General features: G+C 64.5%; 22 protein-coding genes. 3 read left to right on the top strand and 19 right to left on the bottom strand.

Features of this window, described 5'->3' with window-relative positions; all coding sequences use genetic code 11:
* Positions 1–42 precede the first annotated feature (42 nt).
* The 5 genes from DSAT_RS12410 to yjgA form a co-directional block, all read right to left on the bottom strand.
* On the bottom strand, positions 43–651 hold the full coding sequence (locus DSAT_RS12410) for an FmdE family protein (RefSeq protein ID WP_020887874.1): 609 nt from the start codon (positions 649–651) through the stop codon (positions 43–45).
* Positions 636–1,424, bottom strand: coding sequence for an ABC transporter ATP-binding protein (locus tag DSAT_RS12405; RefSeq protein ID WP_020887873.1), 789 nt, complete (start codon positions 1,422–1,424; stop codon positions 636–638). Before DSAT_RS12405 ends, DSAT_RS12410 begins: the two co-directional genes overlap by 16 nt.
* On the bottom strand, positions 1,421–2,494 hold the full coding sequence (locus tag DSAT_RS12400) for a FecCD family ABC transporter permease (RefSeq protein WP_020887872.1): 1,074 nt from the start codon (positions 2,492–2,494) through the stop codon (positions 1,421–1,423). Before DSAT_RS12400 ends, DSAT_RS12405 begins: the two co-directional genes overlap by 4 nt.
* Before the next feature lie 24 nt (positions 2,495–2,518).
* Complete coding sequence (locus tag DSAT_RS12395; RefSeq protein WP_020887871.1) at positions 2,519–3,625, bottom strand: iron ABC transporter substrate-binding protein; 1,107 nt, start codon at positions 3,623–3,625, stop codon at positions 2,519–2,521.
* A 123-nt stretch (positions 3,626–3,748) separates the two neighbouring features.
* The gene (gene yjgA / locus DSAT_RS12390; RefSeq protein ID WP_020887870.1) at positions 3,749–4,330 is read right to left on the bottom strand and encodes a ribosome biogenesis factor YjgA; all 582 of its coding nucleotides are present in this window, start codon (positions 4,328–4,330) and stop codon (positions 3,749–3,751) included.
* A 10-nt stretch (positions 4,331–4,340) separates the two neighbouring features.
* Here yjgA and DSAT_RS12385 point away from each other — a divergent pair, with 10 nt between their 5' ends.
* Positions 4,341–6,944, top strand: a complete 2,604-nt coding sequence (locus DSAT_RS12385; protein WP_020887869.1) for a heavy metal translocating P-type ATPase — start codon at positions 4,341–4,343, stop codon at positions 6,942–6,944.
* Complete coding sequence (locus tag DSAT_RS12380) at positions 6,941–7,213, top strand: cysteine-rich small domain-containing protein (protein ID WP_020887868.1); 273 nt, start codon at positions 6,941–6,943, stop codon at positions 7,211–7,213. Before DSAT_RS12385 ends, DSAT_RS12380 begins: the two co-directional genes overlap by 4 nt.
* A gap of 91 nt (positions 7,214–7,304) precedes the next feature.
* Here the strand turns inward: DSAT_RS12380 and DSAT_RS12375 are convergent, their stop codons facing one another.
* Entirely contained in the window at positions 7,305–7,790 is a 486-nt protein-coding gene (locus DSAT_RS12375) for a YbaK/EbsC family protein (RefSeq protein ID WP_020887867.1), read from the bottom strand.
* Between the two features lie 12 nt (positions 7,791–7,802).
* On the bottom strand, positions 7,803–9,692 hold the full coding sequence (locus tag DSAT_RS12370; protein WP_020887866.1) for a glycoside hydrolase family 3 protein: 1,890 nt from the start codon (positions 9,690–9,692) through the stop codon (positions 7,803–7,805).
* A gap of 217 nt (positions 9,693–9,909) precedes the next feature.
* On the opposite strand from DSAT_RS12370, the gene DSAT_RS12365 reads away from it, so the two are divergent.
* Positions 9,910–10,269 carry an Hpt domain-containing protein gene (locus DSAT_RS12365; protein ID WP_020887865.1) on the top strand — a complete coding sequence of 120 codons (360 nt, stop codon included), beginning with the start codon at positions 9,910–9,912 and terminating at the stop codon, positions 10,267–10,269.
* Positions 10,270–10,339: 70 nt separating this feature from the next.
* Here the strand turns inward: DSAT_RS12365 and DSAT_RS12360 are convergent, their stop codons facing one another.
* From DSAT_RS12360 to aprB, 12 genes are all read right to left on the bottom strand, one after another.
* Positions 10,340–11,278 carry a tetratricopeptide repeat protein gene (locus DSAT_RS12360; protein WP_020887864.1) on the bottom strand — a complete coding sequence of 313 codons (939 nt, stop codon included), beginning with the start codon at positions 11,276–11,278 and terminating at the stop codon, positions 10,340–10,342.
* Positions 11,279–11,477: 199 nt separating this feature from the next.
* On the bottom strand, positions 11,478–12,197 hold the full coding sequence (locus DSAT_RS12355; RefSeq protein WP_020887863.1) for an ABC transporter ATP-binding protein: 720 nt from the start codon (positions 12,195–12,197) through the stop codon (positions 11,478–11,480).
* A gap of 2 nt (positions 12,198–12,199) precedes the next feature.
* On the bottom strand, positions 12,200–13,438 hold the full coding sequence (gene livM / locus DSAT_RS12350) for a high-affinity branched-chain amino acid ABC transporter permease LivM (RefSeq protein ID WP_020887862.1): 1,239 nt from the start codon (positions 13,436–13,438) through the stop codon (positions 12,200–12,202).
* Positions 13,422–14,339 carry a branched-chain amino acid ABC transporter permease gene (locus tag DSAT_RS12345; RefSeq protein ID WP_020887861.1) on the bottom strand — a complete coding sequence of 306 codons (918 nt, stop codon included), beginning with the start codon at positions 14,337–14,339 and terminating at the stop codon, positions 13,422–13,424. The genes livM and DSAT_RS12345 overlap by 17 nt, the downstream gene beginning before the upstream one ends.
* Positions 14,340–14,453: 114 nt before the next feature.
* Positions 14,454–15,584, bottom strand: a complete 1,131-nt coding sequence (locus DSAT_RS12340) for a branched-chain amino acid ABC transporter substrate-binding protein (protein ID WP_020887860.1) — start codon at positions 15,582–15,584, stop codon at positions 14,454–14,456.
* Between the two features lie 24 nt (positions 15,585–15,608).
* The gene (locus DSAT_RS12335) at positions 15,609–16,364 is read right to left on the bottom strand and encodes an ABC transporter ATP-binding protein (RefSeq protein ID WP_020887859.1); all 756 of its coding nucleotides are present in this window, start codon (positions 16,362–16,364) and stop codon (positions 15,609–15,611) included.
* Positions 16,365–16,607: 243 nt separating this feature from the next.
* On the bottom strand, positions 16,608–17,303 hold the full coding sequence (locus tag DSAT_RS12330; RefSeq protein WP_020887858.1) for a hypothetical protein: 696 nt from the start codon (positions 17,301–17,303) through the stop codon (positions 16,608–16,610).
* Between the two features lie 27 nt (positions 17,304–17,330).
* Positions 17,331–18,611 carry a quinone-interacting membrane-bound oxidoreductase complex subunit QmoC gene (gene qmoC / locus DSAT_RS12325; RefSeq protein WP_020887857.1) on the bottom strand — a complete coding sequence of 427 codons (1,281 nt, stop codon included), beginning with the start codon at positions 18,609–18,611 and terminating at the stop codon, positions 17,331–17,333.
* A 21-nt stretch (positions 18,612–18,632) separates the two neighbouring features.
* Complete coding sequence (locus DSAT_RS12320; protein WP_020887856.1) at positions 18,633–20,903, bottom strand: hydrogenase iron-sulfur subunit; 2,271 nt, start codon at positions 20,901–20,903, stop codon at positions 18,633–18,635.
* 6 nt (positions 20,904–20,909) lie between these two features.
* Positions 20,910–22,145 carry a CoB--CoM heterodisulfide reductase iron-sulfur subunit A family protein gene (locus tag DSAT_RS12315; protein ID WP_020887855.1) on the bottom strand — a complete coding sequence of 412 codons (1,236 nt, stop codon included), beginning with the start codon at positions 22,143–22,145 and terminating at the stop codon, positions 20,910–20,912.
* A 157-nt stretch (positions 22,146–22,302) separates the two neighbouring features.
* A complete protein-coding gene (aprA, locus tag DSAT_RS12310) occupies positions 22,303–24,306 on the bottom strand; it encodes an adenylyl-sulfate reductase subunit alpha (protein WP_020887854.1) in 2,004 nt (667 codons plus the stop codon).
* Between the two features lie 70 nt (positions 24,307–24,376).
* Entirely contained in the window at positions 24,377–24,883 is a 507-nt protein-coding gene (gene aprB / locus DSAT_RS12305; protein ID WP_020887853.1) for an adenylyl-sulfate reductase subunit beta, read from the bottom strand.
* Positions 24,884–25,383 lie beyond the last annotated feature (500 nt).

Genomic DNA, 25,383 nt, shown 5'->3' with positions numbered 1-25,383 from the left:
TCTCCAGGCCGCGAGGGCTCGCCGTCCTTTGCCCTTTCGCCTTCAGACCTTTTGCTCGACCTCGGTGAAACACGGCAGGCAAAGCGTCTTGCCCGCGAAGCGGCGCGTGCGCGACTCCATGGCCCGCTCGCCGCACTCCTCGCAGACCAGGCTTTGCAGGATGCGCGCGGGCCTGACCGGGGGCGCGTCCACCACGCTCAGGCTGAACATCTCGCCCAGATCGAGGGACATCAGGCGACGCTGCAACCCCTCGCGCAGCTCGGCCGCGCGCGCCTTCTCCTCGGGCGTGGCCAGGCCGTCCTGGATGCGGCCCATGAGTCGCCCCATCTCCTTGTCCGTGCCGCCGCGCGCCTCTGGCCGGAGCAAAAGCCGAAAACCCTTGCCCGCCGCGCGGTCGAAGAAAGTGAAGGCCATCTTGCCGTAATCCCTGTGCACCAGATTGCCCTTGCCGAAGGTGCAGCCGGTCAGGGCCTGGATGGCGTCCACGCCGCACATGTCGGTCTCCGTGATGCAGACCCAGTCGCCGCTCGGCTCGCCGAGCTCGCGCAGGGCCATCTCGGCGGCGCGAAGCCCGATGGTCAGGCCGGGGCAGGAATGGCCGTGAAAGGCCACGACCTTGGCGATGGTTTCAGGATTCAGGGTGCAGGCCATGGTTCCTCCGTGGGGGTTCGATTCCGGGGCAGGACGACTGGCAGCCCCTGGTGATGGATGATATCGACGGGTACGCCGTAAACGTCCTCGACGACCCGCGCGCAGACGTCGTCGCGGCCGCACAGGGCGTGGACGCGCCCCTCGCGGACGAAGAGGAAGGCGTCCGCATAGCGTAGCGCCGTGTTCAGATCGTGCATGGTCATCACGGCGGCCACGCCGTGGCCCCTGATGATGCCGCGCAAGGTGTCGAGAATACCGATCTGATTGCGCAGATCAAGGGAGCTTGTCGGTTCGTCGAGCAGGAGCACGCGCGGCTCCTGCACCAAGGCGCGGGCGATGCACACGCGCTGGAACTCCCCGCCGCTCATGCTGTCGATGGGGCGCAGCGCAAGGTGGGAGAGGCCCACTTGGCGCAGGGCCGCGTCCACCAGGCACAGATCGCGCCGCGAGGGCCGAAGGCCCATGTGCGGCATGCGGCCGAGCAGCACGGCGTCGTAGGCGGTCATGCGGCCCGTTTCGCCGCGCTGCGCCACGTAGCCAAGATGCTTGGCGATCTCCTCCCGGCGCATGCGCATCACGTCGCCGCCTTCCACGAACACGGCCCCGCCCTTGGGCTTGAGCATGGCGCAGATGCAGCGCAACAGCGTGGTCTTGCCCACGCCGTTTGGCCCGAGCACGGCCAAAAGCTCGCCCGGCTTGACGGCGAAACCGATGGCCTCGATCACGCTTTGCCCGTTGTAGGCGAAGGACAGCCCGTCCACCCTAAGGCTCATCGCCGCACCCCCGTGATGAGCATGGAGAGGAACGCTGGCGCGCCGAGCATGGCTGTGAGGATGGAGACGGGCAGCACGTGCGGGGCCAGGACGAGGCGCGCGGCCATGTCCGAAGCCAAAAGCAGCGCCGCGCCCACAAGGCAGCTTGCGGGCAGGAGAAAGCGGTGGTCGTCGCCGATGATGCGGCGCACGATGTGGGGACACACGAGCCCCACGAAGCCGATCACTCCAAGGAAGGAGACGATGGTGGCCGTGAGCAGCGAAGCCACCAGCATGCCCGCGAGGCGCACGCGGGAAACACGCACGCCAAGCCCCCGGGCCGTCTCGTCGCCCGCGTCGATGGCGTTGTAGCGCCAGCGGTTGAGCGAGAAGTAGATGATGGAGGGCACGACCACGGCGAACAGGATGCCGACTTCGCGCCAGCCCGCGCGACCAACGTCGCCGAAGGTCCAAAAGACCATGGCCGCGAGCTGCACGTCGTCCGCGAAATACTGCAGGAACATGGAGCCGGCCGTGAACAGCGCGCCCAGGGCCACGCCGCACAGGACCATGACCTCGGGCGTGGCCCCGCGCATCCGGGCCACGGCGATGATGACCAGGGAGGCCGCCAGGCAGAAGACGAAGGCGCAGGCCGTGGTCAGCATGGGGTCGCTGATGGTCACCGCGCCCACGCTCGTGCTCTGCATGACGCCAGAGCCAAGGACCATGACCGCGAAGGCCGCGCCGAAGGCCCCGGCCTGCGAAATGCCCAGGGTGAAGGGGGAGCCCAAGGGGTTGCGCAAGATGGACTGCATGGCCGTGCCCGCCGCCGCGAGCCCTGCCCCGGCGGCCACGGCGGCCAGGGCGTGGGGCAGGCGGATGTGCCAGATGATGGCCTCGAAGCGCGACGGCTCGCCGACGCCCAGCAGGATGCGCACGACCTCGGCCATGGGGATGCTGACCGCGCCAAGCGACACCCCGGCCACGAGCAGCGCGAGGGTCGTGACCAGGCACGCGGTCAGGAAGAACGTCTTGCGGCCGATGTAGGCGCTGTACTCGCGGGGAATCTCCCCGTGCTCGAAATGGCTCACGCGTTTCGTCCCACCGTTGCGCGTCTACGGCCGCACTTTGATCGGCGCGAAAACCATCCCCTCGAAGTCGCTTTGCAGCCTGTCGAAAACCGGCTTGCCCACGAGGAACGTGTATATCTCGTCGGCCTTGGCCACGGGCTCTACGTCGGCGAAGGCTTCGGGGTAGAGCGTCTTGCCGATGAAGTAGGCGTTGGCCAGGATGGAGTCGAAGTTCTGCGTGTAGGAATTGTAGGGCAAGACGCCGTAGACCCGCCCCTTGTTGGCGGCTGAAAGCCCGGCATAGGCCGGGTCGGTGCGCAACTCCTCAAGCCCGCTCGCCTGGCCGCTCAAGCGCGTTGTGGCCACGTCGAGGAAGACGATTTCCGGATCCCAGACGATGATCTGCTCCTTGGAGACGTCCGCGTGCGACAATTCCGCTCCCGTGGCCAGGGAGGCGGCCACGTTGCGCGCGCCAAGGAACGCGAACGGCGCGTACGCCGGTTCGGTGGAGCGAAAGCCGTGGCCGCCGCGCATGGCCAGACCGCCGACGTAGCAACTCGGCCGCGCCGCCTCGGACACAAGGGCCGCGCGCCGCCGCAGATCGGCCTCGGCCGCGTCGAAATAGGCGATGACCTCTTCGGCGCGCCCGGCCTTGCCGACCACCTCGGCCATGATCCTGAGCGCGGCGTTCAGGTCGGCGCGGCCATGGGTCAGGTTGCCGTAGTTGACGACCACAACCGGAATACCGGTCTTTTCCTGCAACTGGATGGGGTCATGACCCGAGGTCGCGTAGGTCTTGAGGATGACCTGGGGCTGGGGGTCGAGGCCGACGATCAGTTCGGGATTGTCAAATCCCCTGAACTCCCCGAAAAGCGGATAGTCCTTGAACTGCGGATTGGCGATGGCGTAAGGCCGCGCGTCCACCTGCGCGCCGCGCTTCTCGATGCTGTCCACGGCCACGATCAAGTCCTGCGCCCCGAGGTAGGTCAGCAGACGCAGGCTGCCCGATCCCGAACAGATGACCCGCTCCACGGTTTCGGGGATGGTCACGGTGCGGCCCATGGCGTCCACCACGGTACGCGCCGAAGCGCACGGCGCGACCAGAAGAACGGAGACAAATACGAGAAGCGGAAAGAGGCGGTGAAAACGCATGCGAACCTCCGAATTCATCCCGAAAAAGTATATTATAAAGAAAATCGTGCCACGAAACAAATACACACAGCACCCCTATCCGTCAAACTGGTACGGGGTTGCCGGGCACGTGCCGACGGATGATCAGGAAGCGGTTTCGGTGTCGTCTGAGGCTGCGTCGTCGCACTGGCCCGACTCGTCCAAAGCGGCCGGACAGGTCGATTGCTCCAGGTGTTTGCGCAGGATGCGGAACAACTCGCGCGAGGAGCGCGGCGGCTTGCCCTTTTTGGCCTCGCCCGCGGCAGTTCTGGCGAGCTGACGCGCGCGCTGCACGTCGAGGTCCGGGAACTCGGCCAGGATTTCGTCGAGGATGGCCGCATCGCCCGCGATGAGACCGTCGCGCCAGCGCTCCAGGCGCTTGAAACGCGCCGCGTCCAGGGCCTTGGCCTCGTCGACCTCGGTGAACAGGGCTTCCACGGCGGCCGTGTCCGTCTCGCGCATCAGGCGGCCCAGGTACTGGATCTGGCGGCGGCGGCCTTCGTTGTCCGTGATGCGCGCCGCGAGCAGCACGGCCTCGTAAAGATCATCGGACAGGCCGAGCTTTTTGAGCCGCGCGGGCGACAGGCTCACCAGCCGCTCGCCGAGCTTTTGCAGGGCGTGCATCTCGCGCTTGACCTGGGAGCGGGACTTGATCGTCGGGTCGAAATCGTCGTCATCGTATCGCATGTTGATCCCTATGAGTGAAAAAAGCGTGTCACTCGGCCTTGCCACGGCCGTGTTCCCGGCGCATACTCCATACCCCATGGAAGGCCAAGCGGAAAAGAAGACCATTCGGCTGGAAGCCCCGGTCAAGGGGATGCACTGCGCGGCCTGCCAGGCGCGCATCGAACGCGTCCTCGCCAAGACGCCGGGCGTGCGCGAGGTGGCGGTGAACCTGGCCGCCGAAACCATGGCCGTGGAATACGACCCGGACGCGCTGTCGCCCCAGGCCATCGCCAAGGCCGTGGCCGACCTCGGCTTCAGCCTCGAACAGCCCCCTGACGAGAACGAACTGCTGCTCGACATCGGCGGCATGCACTGCGCGGCCTGCCAGGCGCGCATCGAGCGCGTGCTCGCCAAGACGCCGGGCGTGCGCGAGGTCCAGGTCAACCTCGCGAACAATACCGGCCGCGTGGTCCACGACCCGGCCCTGGTTTCGCCCCGGGCCGTCAAGGAGGCCATCGCGGGACTGGGCTTCACCGCCCACACCCGCACCTCGGGCCGCGACGCCCAGGAGGCCAAGCGGCGCGAGGCCCTGGCGCGGCTTCTCGCCATGCGCCGCGAGGTGGGACTGGCCTTCGTCTTCGTCGTCCCGCTGTTCATTATCAGCATGGGCCACATGTTCGGCCTGCCGCTGCCCGCCGCGCTCGACCCCATGACCGCGCCGCTGGCCTTCGCCTCGGCCCAGTGCCTGCTCACCCTGCCCATCGTCTGGATCGGGCGGCGCTTCTATTTCCAGGGGTTTCCCGCGCTTTTGCGGCGCGCGCCGAACATGGACTCGCTCGTGGCCGTGGGCACTGGCGCGGCCCTGGTCTACAGCCTGTGGCAACTCGTGGAGATCGCGCTTGGCATCGACGCCGTGGCCCGGGCGCACGACCTCTACTTCGAGACCACTGGCGTGCTCCTGGCCTTGATTTCTCTCGGCAAATACCTGGAGGCCAGGGCCAAGCTCAAAACGTCGAGCGCCATCGAAAAGCTCATGGAGATGACCCCGGACACGGCCGTGCTGGTCACGGACGAGGGTGAGCGCGAGGTCTCCATCGAGGACGTGGAGCCCGGCGACCGGCTGCTCGTAAGGCCCGGCACGCGCCTGCCCGTGGACGGCGTGGTCGTCTCGGGCCGCTCCAGCGTGGACGAATCCATGCTCACGGGCGAGTCCATGCCCGTCGCCAAGGAGCCGGGAGCGGCCGTGACCGGCGGAACCATGAACCAAAGCGGCGCGCTGACCATCGAGGCCGCGCGCGTGGGCGCGGACACCACCCTCGCGCGCATCGTGGAAATGGTGCGCCGCGCGCAGGGCTCCAAGGCCCCCATCGCCGGACTTGCCGACCGGGTCAGCTACTATTTCGTGCCTATCGTCATGGCCCTCGCGCTGGCCTCGGGTCTGGCCTGGCTGGCCGCGGGCGCGGAGTTCACCTTCGCCCTGCGCATCTTCATCGCCGTCCTGGTCATCGCCTGCCCCTGCGCCATGGGGCTGGCCGTGCCCACCTCGCTCATGGTCGGCATGGGCCGGGGCGCGCAGGCCGGGGTGCTCATCAAGAGCGGCGAGGCATTGCAGGCGGCCGAGGGCGTGCGCGCCGTGGTCTTCGACAAGACCGGAACCCTGACGCGCGGCAGGCCAGAGGTCTCCCGCCTTTCGCCCGCGCGCGGCATATCCGATGACGAGCTTTTGGCCCTTGCGGCCTCGGCCGAGGTCGGCAGCGAGCACCCCCTGGCGGCGGCCGTGGTGCGAGCCGCGCGCGACAAAGGGCTTGCCCTGGCGCAGGCAGAAGACTTCCTCTCCTTGCCCGGACGCGGCGTCACGGCGCGCGTGAACGGCCGCGAGGTGGCCGTGGGCAACGACGAGTTCGTCCGAGAGCGCATTTCCGGGGATCAGGACGCGGGCTTCGACGAGGCGGCCGCAGATGAGATCGCCGCGACGGGCGGCACTCCGGTCCACGTGGCCGTGGACGGCCAAGCGGCCGGGATCATCGGCGTCAGCGACGTGCTCAAGGACGAGGCTCCGGCAGTGGTGCGCGAACTTTCGCGCATGGGGCTCTCCGTGGTCATGCTCACGGGCGATGCCACGGCCACGGCCCAAGCCGTGGCGCGGCAGGCGGGCATCTCGCGCGTGACGGCCAGGGTGCTGCCCGAACGAAAAGCCCAGGAAGTGCAAACCCTTCAGGCCGAGGGATTGAGCGTGGCCATGATCGGCGACGGCGTGAACGACGCCCCGGCCCTGGCCCAGGCCGACGTGGGCCTCGCCATGGGCACGGGCCTGGACGTGGCCGTGGAGGCGGGCGACATTGTGCTCATGCGCGGCGAACTGCACGGCGTGGTCACGGCCCTGGCCCTGTCGCGAGCGGTCATGCGCAACATCCGCCAGAATCTGTTCTGGGCCTTCGGCTACAACGTGCTGGGCATCCCCGTGGCCATGGGCGTGCTCCACGTCTTCGGCGGCCCGACCCTGAACCCGATGATCGCGGGCACGGCCATGGCCCTGTCCTCGGTCTCGGTGGTCAGCAACGCGCTCAGGCTCAGACTCTTCAAGCCGCCCGCAATGGAAGCGGCAAGCGCCCCCACGGCCCCGGAGGCGGCATGAAAAACAGCCACCGCTTCTTCAACAACGCCGAGTGCGAGTACTTCCCCTGCCACGCCTGCGAACGGCCCGAGGAGTTCAACTGCCTGTTTTGCTTTTGTCCGCTCTATTTTCTCGAAGACTGCGGCGGCTCGCCGCGCTTGACGCCCACGGGCGTGAAGGATTGCTCGGGCTGCGCCCTGCCGCACAGACCAGGCGGCTACGACCACGTCATGGCCCGCCTGCGCCGGGAGTTCGCCGCCCGCAAGGCCAGCGCAAACCACGCGCCCTGACGGGTCACGCCGGGAGCCCTCGCAAACGACTCATGGACCCGTGACACGCCTTTATCCAACTTCCCGAAGCGCTTTGGCGACGAAAAGAGGGTCAGTCCTGGGCGATCCGCGCCACGATGGGCTCGGCCAGTTCCCGCAGGATGTCGGGCGTGAGCCTGAAAACAGCGTGCGGTGTGCCTGCAGCGGCCCATATTTCGACGTATTGTTGCAAATCCTCGTCCATGATGGTCACGATCTGCTCGGCGTGGCCCACGGGCGGCACCCCGCCGATGGCGAAGCCGGTGCACTCGCGCACGAAGGCCGCGTCCGCCTTGCCCACTGGTTCACCAAGGAGGGCCGCCACCTTGGCCTCGTCCACCCTGTTTACGCCGCTGGCCACGACCAGCACGGGACGGCCGGAATCCTTGGCCCGGAAGACGAGCGACTTGACGATCTGCGCGACCTCGCAGCCAATGGCCTTGGCCGCGTCCGCCGCGGTGCGGGTCGAATCGGCAAGTTCGACCACGCGCAGGGCATGGCCCCGCGCGGCGAGATATTCCTGAACGCGCATGGCGCTTTGCGACAGTTCGCTGATCATGAAACCTCCGCTCTAGGGTAAGGAGTCGGAAAAACCGATGCCGCCAAGACCAGGCAACTCCACGGGCAGCGTGCCCCGTGGCTTGAATTCGCCTTCGAGCAGGCGCGGCAGGACCGCGAGCGCGCCCGGGTGCGGCCCGTAGGTGGCCACGAGCAACGGCGCGGACGGGAACAGCGCGAGATCGTAGGGCAACCCGGCCGCGACCACGGCCGCGCGCTCGCCAAGGGCGCGCACGAGCCGTTCCTGGCCGGAAAACTTGCGGCAATCCGTGACCACGGCCACGACCCTGACCGCGTTTTTGGCCGCGTTCACGGCCCGGACCACGTCCTCCTCGCCGGGATCGCGCTCCACGGGCACGAGCCGCGCCCAGGGCAGCCGCACGCGAAAGGCGTCGGCCAGGGCCGAAAGCTCACGCGGGTAGACCACCACCAATGCGCCGTCCTCGGGAAGCGGAAAGAAGTCTTGGTGGCGCACGATGGTCACGCCCTCGGCGGCCATGCGCTCGGCCGTGACCACGGCCGAGACGTCGCCCGCCGCGATGAGCGCGTAGCGGTCGTCCTCGGGGATGTGCAGCCCCGGCGCGATGCGCGCCTTGGCGCGCAGGATGCGCTCCACGGATTCGTCGAGCCGCTTTGCCGGAATGCGGCCCGAGCGCACGGCCTGATAGAGCGCCTCCATGGCCTGCTTCTGCAGGGCCACGGTGTCGCCGTCGCCGCCGCGCGCATAGAGGTCCGCGCCGTAGAGCAGGATGTCCGCGCCCGCCTCGAAGGCCGTGAGGGCGGCCTCCTCCACGCCGTAACGCTGCATGATGGCCCCCATGAACATGGAGTCCGTGACGATCAGCCCGGGAAACTCCATCTGCTCGCGCAAAAGCCCGGTGAGCACACGGTGCGAAAGCGTGGCGGGCAGGTCCGGGCTTTCGGGATGCAATTTAGGCAGGGCGATGTGCGCCGTCATGATCATGGGAACGCCCTGCTGCTCCGCCGCGAAAAACGGTGGAAGCTCGATGTTCGCCAGCCGGTCGCGGTCCACGTCGAGCACGGGGAGGTCGAGGTGCGAATCGATGTCCGCCTCGCCGTGGCCGGGAAAATGCTTGGCCGTGGCCAAAAGCCCCATCTCGCCATAGGCGCGCACGGCCGCGCGCACGAAGGCCGCGACCAGATACGGAGAGGAGCCGTAGGAGCGAAGTCCGATGATGGGATTGTCCGGGTTGGTGTTGACGTCGGCCACCGGAGCGAAATTGACGTTCACGCCCACGGCCAGAAGCTCGCGGGCCGTGAGCCGAGCGGCCAGGGCCGCGTTCTCCGGGGAGCCGGTGGCCGCGATGGACATGGCCGAGGGAAAGACCGTGAAGCCGTCCCGGAGTCTGGCCACCGGGCCGCCCTCCTGGTCCACGGAAATGAACAGCGGCAGGGGCTTGCCGCCGACCAGGGCGTGATCTCGCAAAGCGTCGGTCAGCCGCTTGACCTGCCGCGGCGAGCCCACGTTGCCTGCCGCCCCGTACAGCATGACGCCGCCGACCTTCCAGTTCTCGACCAGATCGGCCACGTCGCCCGTGTAGACGTCGCCCGGAAAGGTGACCATGAAGACCTGCCCCACCTTCTCGCGCAGGCTCATGCCGGAAAGCCGGGCCGCGAAGTGGTCCTCGCGGGCCTTCCAGGCGCGCTCGGAGGTCAATAGCGCATGCTCCTTGAGCCGCTGCAAGCGGTGCCGGTGCAGCATCTCTTCGAAGGTCGTGGCCTTGCCGGAGCGCAATCCCCCCTCCTCGCGCGGGTCCATGGCCGTGCTTTGGGCGACGAGGCCCGCAGGCCACAAAAACAGCAGACATAGAAATGCCGCCAGAACACGATGAAACGCGATGCGGCGCGAACCGGTCTCACAGCGGGGTTGGATGCGGATCACGAAGGAGCCTCCGGGCAAGAGATGCGGCCGGGCAGCCGGCCGCAGGTAAACGTTTCGCTTGGCTACACCATCGCGGATGCGCCGTCAAAACAGGTCCACCCGCCGGACCACCTCGGCGCAGCCAGATCAAAGCATGCGCATTGACGAATTCGTGGATGACGAATAATGACATAACAACTGAAGCTCAATGCGCAATGGAAACACAACGGGCCGGCCAATGAATATCGAAAGCCTCTCCGACGAACTCATCCTCGACACTGCCAAATCCCTCGACAGACTGGATGGGGAAGTGGAGTTCCTGCGCGAGATATATGGACTGTTCCTGGAGGACGGCCCCACGCGTCTTGCCACAATATCCAACGCCCTGGACGAGGGCGACTTCATCAAGGCGTCCAAAGCCGCGCACTCCCTCAAAGGCATGTGCGGCACCCTTAATGCCTCGGCGCTCATGGAACTCGCCCTGGAATTGGAGATGGCCTGCCGCGAGCGGAACAAGGCCGAGGCCATGCGCCTGAAAAACGAGGTGGAGCGTCTCCTGGACGTGGTCGTCGAGCGCATCGCCGCTTTCATGGCCTGACACGGCGTCAAGCCTGGGCGGAAGTGGGGCGCCTGTCGGCGCCCGCACAAAAATCCCGGTGAAAGATAGATCAGACGGAGGGCGCCGAAGCAGTACCGGTGGCAGGCGCGCCGTTCTCCGCGTCGTCGGATTGCGCCGCAGCGCCTGCAGGCGCGACCGTGGCCGTTCCCGCCCCCGGCCAGGGCACGCCGAGGCTCCTTGCCAGAGTCACGGCGAGTTGCTGGGCTTCATCATTGTCGGGATCGAGCCTGAGCGTCATACGCGCGGCATCAAAAGCGGGCTTGAGCTTGCCCCACTCCTGGTAGAGCTTGGCCAAGTTGACGTAGATATTGGGGTGATGGCCGAAGACCGAGATGGCCTTTTTGTAGAGCCCGAGCGCCTCGTCGTATTCGGAGAGGAACCGGTGAGCGTTGATGGCCAGCTTGTAGGCCCGCATCTCCTTGGGATTCTTGCGGATGGCTTCGAGCGCGTACTGCAGCACAGAGCGCCAGTCATGGGCGCGATAGTAACGTTCGGCCACGTCCATGAGCACGTAAGAGTCGCCGCCGCTCTCGTCCACGAGCTTCTTGATGCAGGCTGCGACCATCATCTGATCGCCCTTGAGGAGGAATTCCTCCATGCGGTCGAGAAGCGCATTACGTTTGCGGCGGGCCTCGACCTCCTCGGGATCCTCCTCCGCTCCGCCGTTTTCCAGATCCTTGCTGATGCGCTTGAGGACCTCGATCATCCGACCGAAGGCGGCCCGCTCGCAGCCACGCTTGTAGGACAACGGCTCGGGCAGATAAGGCTGTAGTTCCGGCAGGGCGGAAAGCCCGCTCATGAGTTCGTCGAGAGTGTACTCGATCTCGATCTTTTCCGCGCCGACGAGTTTTTTCTGGCAGGCGATGTGAATCTTTACCGCGCCGAGCAGTTCGGCCATGCAACGCACGGCCTGCCGCTTGTTCAAATAGATCTTGGCCTTGCCAATGCGCGTTTTGATCTCTTTCGCGGGATTTATAAGGCCAGCCATGAACGCTCCCTGGTCATACGCCGAGAAACACGGATACACCCCCTGAAACGTCCGTGGCGATCACGGACCTGTAGTCGAATCTCGGCCTGGGTAGGCGAACCCTACCCCAATCCACGAAATCATGAAATACCCATTCGCCCTACTTCGACGGCGAAACGACATCCGGGCAAGCCCGCGCGCACCGACTTCGCAGGAGGGATCATTCGCCCAGATAGGCCTTGCGGATATCCGGATTGCCAAGGAGTGAGCGGGCGTCGTCCTCCATAACCACATGCCCCGTCTCCATGACGTAGCCACGCGTGGCCAATTGCAGGGCGAGATTGGCGTTTTGCTCCACGAGCAGGATGGTCGTCTGGTTCTCCTCGTTGATGCGCCGGATGATTTCGAAGATCTGCTTGACGATCAGCGGAGCGAGACCAAGCGAGGGCTCATCGAGCAGAAGCAGCCTGGGGCGGCCCATGAGCGCCCTGCCGATGGCCAGCATCTGCTGTTCGCCACCGGAAAGCGTGCCCCCGGCCTGGCGGCGGCGCTCCTTGAGAACCGGAAAAAGTTCGAAGACCATGTCCTTGTCGCGGCGGATGTTCTCCTTGTCCTTGCGGAAGAAGGAGCCCATGTCCAGATTCTCGGCCACGGTCAGACGGGGGAAGATGCGCCGCCCCTCCGGAACCTGGCAAAGCCCCATGGATGGCAGACGGTCCGAAGTCAGGTTGCGAATGCTCGCGCCCTGGTAGCGTACGTCTCCCGAACTCGCCTTGAGCACGCCGCAGATGGTCATCAGCGTGGTGCTTTTGCCCGCGCCGTTGGCGCCGATGATGGTCACGATCTCGCCAGGGAATATTCGCAGCGAGATCCCCTTGAGGGCTTGGATGCGGCCGTAGTGGGCCGTGACGTTTTCCAGTTCGAGGATGGGTTCGGCCATGACTAGTCCGCCTCCTCGCCGCGTTTGCCCATGCGCTTGGCCGGAATGAGTCCGGCCGGACGCACGACCATCATCAGGGTCATGGCTCCGCCGAAGGCGAGCATTCGGTACAACTCGAAGCCTCTGAAGACTTCGGGCAGCACAATGAGCGCCATGGCGCCGAGGATGATGCCGGGAATACTGCCAAGCCCGCCGAGCACGACCATGGCCAGGACCATGATCGACTCCATGAAGGTGAAGGACTCGGGCGAGACGAAACGCATGCGCGCGGCGAAGAAGGCTCCGGCCAGACCGCCGAAGGCCGCGCCTGTGGCGTAGGCCAGGAGCTTGATGAGGAAGGTGTTCACGCCCATCACCTCGGCTGCGGTCTCATCCTCACGCACGGCCTCCCAGGCCCGACCGATGCGCGAATAGTTGAGACGGTTCACGGCGATGATCGTGAATACCGCCAAGCCGAGGATGACGTAATAGATGAGATGGAGGTTGCGCAGCCACAGGTGTTCGAAGGTCAGGCTTCCGTCAACGAAGGTTGGCACATACACGCCGGGCGACTTGATGCCCAAAAGGCCGTTGGGACCGTTAGTCAGGCTCATCCAGTTATTGAGGATGATGCGCACGATCTCGCCGAAGCCGAGCGTCACGATGGCCAGATAGTCGCCACGCATACGCAGCGTGGGAAAGCCGATGATGCAGCCAGAAATCGAGGCCAGTACCGCCGCGATGGGCAGGCAGACCCAAAACGGCATGGAGTAGTGGATGGACAGCAGCGCATAGGTGTAGGCACCCACGCCGTAAAAGGCGATGTAGCCCAGATCCAGAAGGCCGCACAACCCAACGACCACGTTCAGGCCGAGCCCCAGGCAGACGTAGACTAGCACGAGCACGGCCACGTCTTGGGCATAGCGCTCGGTGTACATGGGAAAGGTCAGGGCAAAGGCCCCGAGCAGGCCCAGCCAGACCCATTTGGGCAGTGCGTTGTAGCCGGTGTCCACGGCCTGACGGGCCACGGCCACGGGTTTTTGCAGGAAATCGAACGCCCCGACGTGGCGAAGCTTCCAGATGGCGAGGATCGCAAGACCGGCCAGCGCGACCTTGCTCCAGACCGCGAAGGTCTCGGCGAAGGTGAAGGAGCCGTCCGACCGGATGCCCAGAAGCGGCCAGAGCAGGACGAAGAGCCAGGCCAGGGCCAGGGCCAGGATGAACCATGCCCTGCGGAAGGGGGAGTTAGACGCGGGTGTCATCGACGTTCTCCCCCATGATGCCGGTGGGCATGAAATAGAGCACCGAGATCAGAATGATGAATGCGAAGACGTCCTTGTATTCCGTCCCGCCCCGGATGTAGGCCGCCGCCATGACCTCGACCATGCCGATGATCAGCCCCCCGATCATGGCCCCGGAAATGTTGCCGATGCCCCCGAGCACGGCGGCCGCGAAGGCCTTAATGCCCGGCACGAAGCCCATGTCGTAGCGCACCGAGCCGTAGCTGAAGCCCACCAGGATTCCCGCCGCGGCGGCCAGCCCGGCGCCGATGGCGAAAGTCATGGAGATGATCCTGTTGGGGTTGATGCCGACCAGCGCGGACATGGTCTTGTCCTGCGCCGTGGCGCGCATGGCCTTGCCGATGTTGGTCTTGAAGACCAGCGTGTTCAGGGCCATGAGCAACAGTCCCGTGGTGCACAGGATCACGACCTGCATGAGCGAGACCTGAAGTTCACCGAACGCGACCTGCCCGGACACGAGCTCCGTGGGGTAGGCCTTGTCGTACACGCCCTGGGTGAGCATCAGGCCGTTTTGCAGAAAGATGGACATGCCAAGGGCCGAGAGCAGCACGGCCAGACGGCTCGAATGACGAAGAGGCTTGTAGGCCACTTTTTCCACGGCCATAGCCAGAAGCGCGCAATATCCCATGGTCAGGAACAGGGCGATGCCCATGCACAACCAGGGATTGCTCTGGATCATGCCCTGCGATGCCATCCACGAGAGCAGGATCACGCCCATGTAGCCGCCGGCGGCGAAAAATTCGCCATGGGCGAAGTTGATGAGCTGGATGATGCCGTAGACCATGGTGTAGCCGAGCGCGATGAGCGCGTACAGACCGCCCAGGGTCAGGCCGTTCAGGAACTGTTGGAGAAAAAAGTCCATGTCTGCTCGCTCGGTTTGTCGCGCCCAGCGCGGCGGGGATGCGGCCCTGCAGGACAGCGCCACATGTTCCGGACAAAACGGAGGGCCCCGTCACGGAGCCCTCCCATAATGCAACTAGTAGGTCTGGCCGGTGGCCGGATTCCAGTAGTTCACGAACTGGCCGTCCTTGACCATGCGGATGATGTAGTTGGAGCCGGAGTCGCCGTTCTCCATGAACTTGATGTGCTTGGAGGCGCCCTGGAAGTCCATCTTCATGATCGCAGCGCGGATGTCGTCGGGCTTGGTGCTGCCCGCGTCCTTGATGGCCTTGAGCAGCACGGTGGCGGAGTCGTAGGCGTAGCCGGAGTACGCGCCGGGTGTGCCGTAGGGGGCGTAGGCCGCGAGGAATTTCTGGTAGGCCTCGGTGGACTCGTCGATGAAGCCGAAGGTCAGGAACACGCCCTCGGCGTCGGCCTTGGCGATCTCCATGAGCTGCGGGTGGTACACGGCATCCTGGCCGATGATCGCGGCGTTGATGCCCATACGGCGGGCCTGGATGAGCATCAGGGCGCCCGAGGAGGAGTTTTGCAGGCTCATGTAGAAGACGTCGGGGTTGGCGGCCTTGATCTTGGTCAGCACGGCCGAGAAGTCGCGGTCGCCCTGGTTCACGTGGTCGTGGGCGATGACCTTGAGGCCCTTTTCGGCGGCCAGCTTCTTGACGTTGTCGGCCAGCCCCTGGGAGTAGGTGGTCTTGTCGTCCACGATGTAGACGCTCTTACCCTTGAGGTAGTCGGTCATGAACTGCACGGCGACCACACTCTGGTCATCGTCACGGCCGCAGACGCGATACATGTGCTTGAGACCGCGCTCGGTGACCTTTTCGTTGGTCGAGGCCGGGGTCAGCATGGGGATGTCGTCCTCGGAGAGGACGTCGGAAGCCGGGATGGTGGCGCTGGAGCAGTACGCGCCGATCACGCCCGCAACCTTGGCGGAAAGAAGCTTGTTGGCGGCGGCCACAGCCTGCTTGGGATCGCAGGCGCTGTCCTCGGCCATCAGTTCGATGCCGTCGAACCCGGGGATGCCGCCTTCCTTCTCGATGGCCGCGATGGCCGCGCGCACGCCGTTGGCGATGTCGTTGCCGTCCGCAGCATAGGGGCCGGTCAGCGGAGAAAGGCTGCCGATCTTGAGCTTGGCCGCAAGGGCCGGGCCGCTGGCAAGCACGAGCGCCATCGCGACCACGAGAATCCGCACCACATTCCTGTTCATTCCATCACCCTCCAACGGTTGAGTTTACTGGCCCAGATACGCCTCGATGACCTTGGGGTCGCACTGCACCTCGTCGGGCCGCCCCTGGCAGATCAAGACGCCGTGATCCAGAACGGCCACACGGTGGCTGATGCCCATGACGACTTTCATGTCATGCTCGACCATGAGCACGTTGATGCCGGAATCGGCGATGCGCGTGATGAGCTCCATGAGGTCCCTGCTCTCCGACGGGTTGAGACCGGCGGCGGGCTCATCGAGCAGAATCGTCTGCGGTTCGCTGCCCAAGGCGCGGGCGATTTCGAGTCGGCGCTGCAAGCCGTAGGGAAGATTTCGGGCCACGACGTCCGTCATGTCGCCCATGCCGACGAAATCGAGCGCGGCCTGGGCCTTGTCGATGATCCGCCGCTCCTCTTCGCGCTGCGAGCGCGGTCTGAGCACGGCGGAGAAGACGCCGGAACGCGACCGGCAATGCTGGGCGACCATGACGTTTTCGAGGGCGGTCATGGCGGTGAAGAGACGAATGTTTTGAAAGGTTCGGGCGATGCCCAAAGACAATATCCTGTGCGGCCGCAGGCCGATCAGGCTCACGTCGCCATAGGTGACGTCTCCGTCCGAGACTCGATACACACCGGTGATGACGTTGAAAAGCGTGGTCTTGCCCGCGCCGTTGGGACCGATGAGGGCCATGATCTCGCCAGGCCGAAGCTCGAAGGAAACGTTCGCAAGGGCCTGCAGCCCGCCGAAACGAACACACACGTCGGTTAAGCGCAAATGTCCCATAGTGGCGGATTGCTTACAACGAAACGATGAACGAAATCAAGCGCATGGATTTGACACAATTGTCAGCAAAGACACCCCGTCCAGACCGTGTCGCCGGGCCCCTTGCGCGCAAACAGAAGAATGTTCGCTTCGCGCGAGCGCGCCGGGTTTGCGCCCGAACAAGCTTCGCGGAGCGACGAAAGCAAAAAACCCGGCCGACGCGAAGTCGACCGGGTTTGGGATGACAAATCCGTCAATGCGGGACTACCACTTGCTGTCCGCGAAGGGGTCGGAACCGAAGCCAAAATCTGCCTCTGGCTCGCCACCCACTTCCGGAGCGCCGGCGCCAGCGGGCGCATCGGCGGCAGCGACGCCTCCCGCGGCGGGAGCGGCCTTCAGGATGGCGATGATGCCGGTCTTGGCCTTCTCGATCTCGGCGGCCAGATCGCCCAACTGGGCGTTGAGGGCCGTGACTTTCTCCTCGGCGGCGATGATGACCTTCTCACCGGCCCCCTTGCCCGACGCCTCAAGAGCCTCGTACTTGCCCTTGAAGTCGGCCATGGCCTTGCTGGTCTCGGAAAGCTTGCCCTCGGTCTCGGCCAGCTTCTTTTCCAGGTCGGCGATCTTGCCCTTCTGATCCGCGATGGTCTTGCGGTATTCGCCAAGCTTCGCGAAAATCGCGGCCACTTCGGTCTTCACGCCCTCGGGCAGTTCGAGCACGGATACGGTGTCGCCAAGGGCCTGCACTTGGCCGCCAGCCATTTTGGCCAGTTCGGGATGCTGCTCGTAAATCCAGGCCTTGGCCAGGGCGGCGGCGAAGGGCTCTGCCTCGGCATCGACGTCGGAGCCGGTCATGAATGCGAGCAGTTCAGTGATGTTCTGCTTCTGGCCTTCCTTGCCCACACCCTTGATGTAGGCGGCGAAGGTGCTCATCGGGAAAGTCTTGCGCGCTTCAGCCATGATAGATCCTCCCTTGTCTTCAATCACTTAGAGGACAAAAGTCTTTTCCTCTTTGGTTTCCATGGGGATACGGCCGACGTGACGGGCGTACGTCAGGGCCGCGGTCCTATATACCAAATGCCCAAGCTTGGACCAGGGCAGATAGGCGAAGAGCATCCACACCGAGACCAGATGCACGAAGTACATGGGATAGGCCAGGGTGGGCGTGTTGGCGAGCCTGAGCAGCATGCAGAAGATGCCGGACAGGCCGACGACCCAGATGATGCCCAACAGATACCAATCGTACCAAGAGGAGCCGTGCTTGGAGGTGTCCTGGCGCATGCGACGGGCGGTCAGCTTGGCCAGTCCGTAGACGAAAAGCACCGCGCCAAAGATGGCCAGGAGCTTGAGCGGGTTCCACAGGTTCAGCGGTGTATGGCCGAAGAACTTCAGGATGCCTAGCTCAAGACCCGTGAACCAGCGCAGGAAATTGCTGCCCCAGTGGGTGGCAGCGATGGTGCCGGTGACGATCATCAGGGCGATGAAGGCATAGAACAGGGTGAAGTGCCCCATGAACTTCTGCTTGTCGGCTTCGGTATCATCGCCGCATTTCTTCCACTTGGTGTGGGTGGCGATTTCGCAGGCGATGGTCGCCTTGAACGCCTCGAACATGGATGGATTCTTCTCGCCCGAAAGCACGAACGTCTTGGGCACGTCGAAGGAAGTGATGAGCTTCTTCACGCTTCGGTAGAAGACGAAAACCATGGCGAAGAAAGTGGCCATGAAGATCGGGTCGATGGTGAAATCGCCGGGGAAGAGACCGCCGTAGATCACCTTGCCGCCTTCAGCCACCACTTGCCAGCCGTGTCCGTCGGCCGCAGGCTCGAACATGGGGAAGAAGCTCCCGAGCATGCCCGCGCGGATGATCCACACGACCAGCCAAATGATCGCCGGGATGGCGATGAGCAACGGCAGGTGCTTGGGCTTGCTCATCCACTCACCGATGATCGTGGGTTCAGCCACCTTGCGGTAGGCCATGTTGCGTAGCGCGGCCAGAAGATCGCCAGGCTTGGCGCCGCGCGGGCACAGATCCGAGCAGGTGCCGCAGTTGTGGCACAGCCAGATGTCGATGTCGTTGACGAGTTTGTCCTTCAGACCCCACTGCGCCCAGATCATCTCCTTTCGGGGATAGGGATTCACGGCGGGCGAGATGGGACAGGCGACCGAGCACGTAGCGCACTGATAGCAGCGCTTGAGCGTGTCGCCCCCCACCTGCTGCAGGTCCTTGACGAACTGCAGGTCGGGTTGGATGCGGACCGGGTTCGACATGAATTCGTCCTCCCTTATGGCCTAGTATCCCTTGAACGGGTTGGGGCCGAGCTTCAGGATGTAGTTCATGAAATCATCGATGATGTGCGGCACCTGGTCGTACTCATCGATGGCCACCTGCTTCTGCAGCACGCGCTCCGGCTCGACACCGAGACGATTCAGCGACTCGGCGACGTTGACCATGCGGCGGCTGCACAGCTCGGAACCCTTGACGAAGTGGCACTGGTAGTCCTCGCCGTACTTGCAGCCGAGGAGCAGCACGCCGTCCGTGCCCTTGGACATGGCATCGGCGATCCAGATGGTGTTCACCGATCCCAGGCAACGGACCGGAATGATGCGCACGTAGGGGCTCCACGGATGGCCGCGCATGGCCGCGATGTCGATGGCCGGATAGGCGTCGTTCTCGCAGGCCAGGATGATCGCGCGCGGGCCGCCCTCGTTGATTTTGGGCGGAACCTCGACGGCCTTGATCATGGTGCCGATCATGTCGACGTTGTAGTTGTCAAAACTGATGACGCGCTCGGGGCAAGCGCCCATGCAGGTGCCGCAACGACGGCAACGCGTGGGGTTGGGCATCGGCGTGCCCTTGGGATCGTCGTCCAGCGCGCCGAAGGGGCATTCCTCGGTGCAGCGCTTGCACTGCGTGCACCGCGTGAAGTTGAACTTGGGGTAGGAGGCGTCGCCCGAACGCGGGTGCACGGACACGCCCCGGTTGAGCGAGCTGATGCACTGGATGGCCTTGAGCACAGCCCCCTGGGCATCGTCGCGCGCCATGGCCATGCTCATGGGCTGCCGCACGCAGCCCGCGGCGTACACGCCGGTGCGCCTCGTCTCGTAGGGGAAGCAGATGTAGTTGGAGTCCGCGAAACCGCTGAAGAGTTCGAGGTCGGGAAAGGCCGGGCCCTGGCGGTAGGTGAAGTTCATCACCGGACCGTGCGCCGTGGTGGGCACGATGCCCGTGGGCAGGACGATCATGTCCACGTCGATCTCGATGGTCTCGCCAAGCAGCGTGTCGCGGGCCAGCAGGACGAGCTTTGCCCCTTCCTCGCGGATGCCGGAGATGAAGCCCTTGGTGAGCATCACGCCGGGCTTGTCCTGGGCGGCCTTGTAGTAGCGCTCGTTGATGCCGGGAACCATCATGTGGTCGTAGAAGACGAAGCCGATGGCGTCGGACGCGCTGTCGGCCACGTATCCGGCCTGCTTGAGGGCCACGAGCGAATTGAGCTCGGAGCTGAACGCAAGGTGGCGGCAGGATTCGAGATTCTTGAAGACGAAGACCTCTTCAGCGCCCTCTTGCTTCTCCTTGCCCTCGGCCTCGGCAGCGGCGGCGGCTTCGGCTTCGGCCTTGGCGGCCTCGGCCTTCAGGCCCTCCTCGATGCACACCGAAACGTCGGCGATGAAGGCCACGCGCTTGGCAGTGAGGCCCTTCTTGGCCAGTTTCTCGAACTCGGCCGTGGTGACCACGTTCTTGAACTTGCCGTAGCCAAGCGGCGCAAGATACTCGGTCTTCTGCGGCTCCCAGCCGGTGGCCAGGACCACGGAGCCGACGGGGATATCCTCGCCGCCCACCGTGGCGGTGTACAGACCGGGCGCGCCGTCGAGCTTCTCCAGGGTGACGCCGAGCTTCACGCTGATCTTGGCGTTGGACTGCACGGCCTGCACGAGCTTGTCGATGCCCGTGTCCTCGGTCTGTGTCCAGGGCGCGGCGAGCGGGAAGGACTTGAAGAGGTTGAGCGCCTTGCCGCCGAGCTGGGATTCCTTCTCGACCAGGACGACGTCATAGCCGGCCGTGGCCGCGGCCAAGGCCGCGTTGAGGCCGGTCCAGCCGCCGCCGAGCACCAGGACGGTGCGGACGCCGTCGGGGATCTCGGGGGTGGGAGCGGTCATCTTGGTCAGTTTGAGCACGCCCATCTTGAGATAGTCCTCGGCCAGCAGCCGAAGCTCGTCGGTCAGCGCGTCGCCGGCCTTGAGCGTGGTTCCGTCGGGATTCTTGTAGCCCTTGGCCACGAACTCGCGGAAGTTGACGCGCTCCACCAACACGTCGCCCGTGAAGGTGAAGATGTCGGAATCGTAGCGGGGCGACGTCGAGACGATACAGACAGCGCCGAGCGCGCCTTCGTCGATATCGGCCTGGATGAGCGCCCGGCCGTCCTCGGAGTTCAGGCGAGGGTGGGTCCGCACCAAGGAGACTTCCTTGGAGAAGCGACCCTTCACGAACTCGGCCAGTTGCCCGGCATCAAGCACCGGGCCCAGGCAGGATTCGTCTATGTAGACACCGATCTTCTCGGCCATGTCAGCTTACCTCCCCTTCACCGTTTGAATCGCTTGGAGCGCCGCGCCGGTAGCGGACTGGGCCGACTTCATGACGTCCAGGGGCAGCTTGGCGCAGCCTGCGGCGAAAATGCCCTTGTCCTCGCCGCCGACGAGGAAACCGTCGGCGTCAACCTGAATGCCGGCGGGCAGACGCTCGCCGGACAGCGAGGGCTGCATGCCCGTGGCCAGCACCACCAGATCGAAGACGTCCTCGCCCTTGATGCCGGTGACGGCGTCTTCCACGGTGACCTTCACGTTCTGGCCCGAGGCCTCGATCTTGGCCACCTTGCCCTTGACCGGCTTGATCTTGGGATCGGCCAGGATGCGGTCCTTGAACGTGTCGTAGCGGCCGGGCGTGCGCAGGTCGATGTAGTAGATGACCACGCTGGCCTCGGGGTACTGCTCGCGGATGTAGGCGGCCTGCTTGAGCGAGGCCATGCAGCAGATGTACGAGCAGTAGTTCAGGTGGTTCTCGTCGCGCGATCCGGCACACTGCACGAAGGCGATGCGCTTGGGCGCCGCGCCGTCCGTCGGCCGGACGATTTTGCCGTTGGTGGGGCCGCACGGCGCGCTCAGACGCTCGAACTGCATGTTCGAAACCACGTTGGGGACCATGCCCGCCCCGAGATTCGAGAGTTTTGTCACGTCATAGGGCTTCCAACCCGTGGCGTAGACGATGGCTCCGACGCTCAGAGTGATGGTCTTCTCCTTCTCGTCAAGGTCCACGACCGGGTTCTCGGCCAGCTTTTTGGCCTCGGCCTCGGTCAGCGCCCCCTTGTCGAGCGTCCAGCGCGCCGGATAAGCGAAGGGCATGTCCAGGTGCAGCGCCTTGCGCGTGCCCATGCCGAGTTCGAACTCGCTCGGCACGTCTTTGGACAGGGCCCTGGCCTCCTCGCTGAAATCGTAGTTGCCGGGCTTCACATGACGCGGCGTGAGCTTGATCGTGACCTCGTAGTTACCGGCCTTGCCAGACACCGAGACGACCTCGGCCAGAGTGAAGACCTTGACCAGGGGGTTGCTCTTCACCCTCTGGAACTGGATTTCGAGACCACAGGAAGGGGGGCACAGCTTGGGAAAATACTTGTTCAGCTGCGCCACGCGGCCTCCCAAGAAGGGACTCTTCTCGACGATGAAGACCTCGTGGCCGACTTCAGCGGCTTCGAGCGCGGCCGTGAGACCGCTGAATCCGCCTCCGACAACCAGGATGCTTGTGTTCGCCATGTGCACTCCTCCCTCAACATATTTCGGGCTAGCTCGTATGGCCTGAAAAAAAACCGCAAGCCTTGATCGCGGCTTTTACTCAGACCACAAAGCGAGAGCAACGCCCCCCTAACGGAAAAAGGGGGCCGCGGGTCGCCCGCGGCCCCCCAGAGAACCCTTACGGATGCATCGGGTTCGGGATGACCTGCCAGTACGGCTTCTTGAAGAGCTTGGTCTCGCCCTTCTCGGGGTCGTACTTGGAGTTGACGAAGCACTTCCACTTGGAGTCGTCCAGGCCCATGAAGTCACCGCGGTAGAAGAAGCCGGGGTAACGGGACTCTTGACGGAAGTGGATGTGCTGCATGTGCAGGCGCACGGTCCAGAGGCGGTGGAACTGCTCCCAGCAGCGCATCAGTTCGTGCAGGTCACGGGCGGCCAGCTTCTTGGAGTCTTCCTCGAGCATGTCGAGAAGCTTGAAGCCGTGCTCCAGCAGGGAGGCGGAGGTCACGTACAGGGTGCCGACGCCGCCGCCGTACTCGTCCGAGCACTTGATGAGGCGCATCATGAAGTTCTTGGGAGTGATGTAGTTCGGGTTCACGATCGGGTCGGTGGAGGCGGCGACGCCAGCCTTGTAGTTCTCGACCGGAGCGTAGATTTCCTTGGCCAGTTCGGCCGCGGACTTCTTCAGCGCGGGCTTGTAGTCCTTGTGGTTCAGGCACCAGCGGACCATCTGCTTGCCGCAGATACGACCCTCGGCGTGCGAACCGGAGGAGAACTTGTGGCCCGAGGCGCCAACGCCGTCAGCGCAGGTGAACAGGCCGTTGACCGTGGTCATACGGTTGTAAACCTTGCCGTCGTCGGCCTTGACCTTGTAGTCCTCGGGAACCCAGGACTCGTCCGGACCGGAGACCCAGATGCCGCAGCAGCCGGAGTGGGAGCCGAGCAGGTACGGCTCGGTGGGCATGATCTCGGAGCCGGACTTCTCGGGCTCGATGTTCATGCAGGCCCACAGGTTGGCCTGGCCGACGCACATGTCGAGGAAGTCTTCCCAAGCCTCGGACTCGAGGTGCTTCTGCTGCTCGGGGGTCAGCTTGGCGAAGGTGGTCTGCAGCGCGGTGGCGGTGTCCATGAAGATGGGGCCGCGACCTTCGCGCATTTCACGCAGCATCATGTGGTTGCGCAGGCAGGTGGGGATGATGTGACCCTGGGCGTAGCCGCGCTCCTCGTAGGGCTTGAGCATGGCGCGGTTGGTGGCGCAGTAGTCCTCGCCCTTGTAGTTGGTGGCCTTGGCTTTGAAGAGCAGGAACCAAGCGCCGACCGGGCCGTAACCGTCCTTGAAGCGGGCGGGCACGAAGCGGTTTTCCATCATGGTCATCTCGGCGCCGACCTCGGCACACATGGTGTAGGTCGAACCGGCGTTCCAGACGGGATACCAGGCGCGGCCCATGCCTTCACCGGTGGAGCGGGGACGGTACACGTTCACCGCGCCGCCGCAGGCCACCAGGATGGTGTTGGCCTTGAAGACGTACACTTTGTTCTCGCGGGTGGAGAAGCCGACGGCGCCCGCGATGCGGTTGGGCTGGTTGGCGTCCAGGAGCAGCTTCACGATGAAGACACGCTCCATGTAACGGTCCTGGCCCAGGGCGTTCTTCGCGGCCTCGGCCACGATGCACTTGTAGGACTCACCGTTGATCATGATCTGCCAACGGCCGGAGCGGACGGGCTCGTCGCCGTTGCGCAGAGACTTGCCCTTCTTCACGGCCTGGCTGCCGTCGAGGTTGTGGTCGCCTTCCTTGATCCAGCAGGGCAGGCCCCATTCCTCGAAGAGGTGCACGGAGTCGTCGACGTGACGACCGAGATCGTAGATCAGGTCTTCGCGCACGAGGCCCATCAGGTCGGTGCGGACCATGCGGACGTAGTCGTCGGGGGCGTTCTTGCCGAGGTAGGTGTTGATGGCCGACAGGCCCTGGGCAACCGCGCCGGAGCGCTCCAGAGAGGCCTTGTCGACCAGCATGATCTTCAGGTCGGGGGCGTACTTGTCGGCCCAGCGGACGGCTTCGAAAGCCGCGCCGCAGGTGCCCATGCCGCCACCAACCATGAGGATGTCAACGTCCTTCTCGATGATTTCCGGATCCCCAACGGGCACGCCCTGGGGAGCAATCTTGACAGGAATCTTGGGCATGATGTGTCTCCTATCTGTCAGTCTGCTTCAGTTTTTCCTGTGATCCAAACCCGTGATCAGCCAAACTGCCCTAGGCGCGGTTTCCGCCTTCGCAGGGAAGGTCGAACCAGCACTGGGTGGCGTCGACGTCGGTGACCTCGAACTTCTTGTTCAGGACTTCCTTGGGCGTCGGCAGCGAGGTCTCGGTGAAGAGCAGTTCGCTGTCGATGTCGCCCGGCTCGGGCTTGCCGTCGTAGGGCTTGATCGAACCCTCGGGGGTGGTGCGGATGGGGAACTTGAAGCGCTTGACGTTGCCATTGCGGAACTTAACGGTCCACATGATGTCTTCAGCGCCGCGCATCGGGATCGAGGTGCCGCCCATGGGCGCGAAGTCGCCGTAGGGACGAGCGCCGATGGCGCCCTGCGGGCAGATCTTCACGCAGGAGTAGCACTCCCAGCACGCCTCGGGCTCCTGGTTGAACGCCTTCATCTCCTCGGGATCGAGAATCATCAGGTCGTTCGGGCAGATGTACATGCAGGCGGTCTTCTCACCGCCCTTGCAGCCATCGCACTTGCTCGGGTCAACATAGGTGGGCATAACGCAACCTCCTAACCAAATGGATTTTAAGGGTTTCCGATTGCCGCTATAAGAAAAAGCAGGGCCGCCGAAAACGTCGGCCCCCTGCCCTCTTGCCTCGCACCCCGCGCCCGATCTGAACATCCTCCGCGACCATGATCGCTCGAATCCTGGAGTCCGTGACGGGCCATGCGTTGCATCCTTACGTGAGCGGTTTCCGTTTCAGCCAATGAGCTTGTGCCTGTTTTAACAATGTGCCGGAGGGGCGTCAAGCGGAAAGTGAAATTAGTTACAAGCCCCCGGCCTGGATACAGGCCTCGCGCCCGCCCGCCTGCGCCCCTCGGGACGCCTCCCGCCTTCGACAAGCGAAGTGTCGGCCACAACCTCCGGATCACCACAAAACCCCGAGGCCGAAGCCCTGCCACTGGCGGGCCGAACTGTGCGCCATTGCGCACTATCTCATAGGGCAGTCCGGAAAATACGCTGAGCACAGACAAAAGGCAAGGATTTTGGGACCCGAT

This window comes from Alkalidesulfovibrio alkalitolerans DSM 16529 (assembly GCF_000422245.1).
Classification (GTDB): Bacteria; Desulfobacterota; Desulfovibrionia; order Desulfovibrionales; family Desulfovibrionaceae; genus Alkalidesulfovibrio; species Alkalidesulfovibrio alkalitolerans.
Note: the sequence above shows the minus strand (reverse complement) of the source record. Positions and strands in the feature narration are given on the sequence as shown.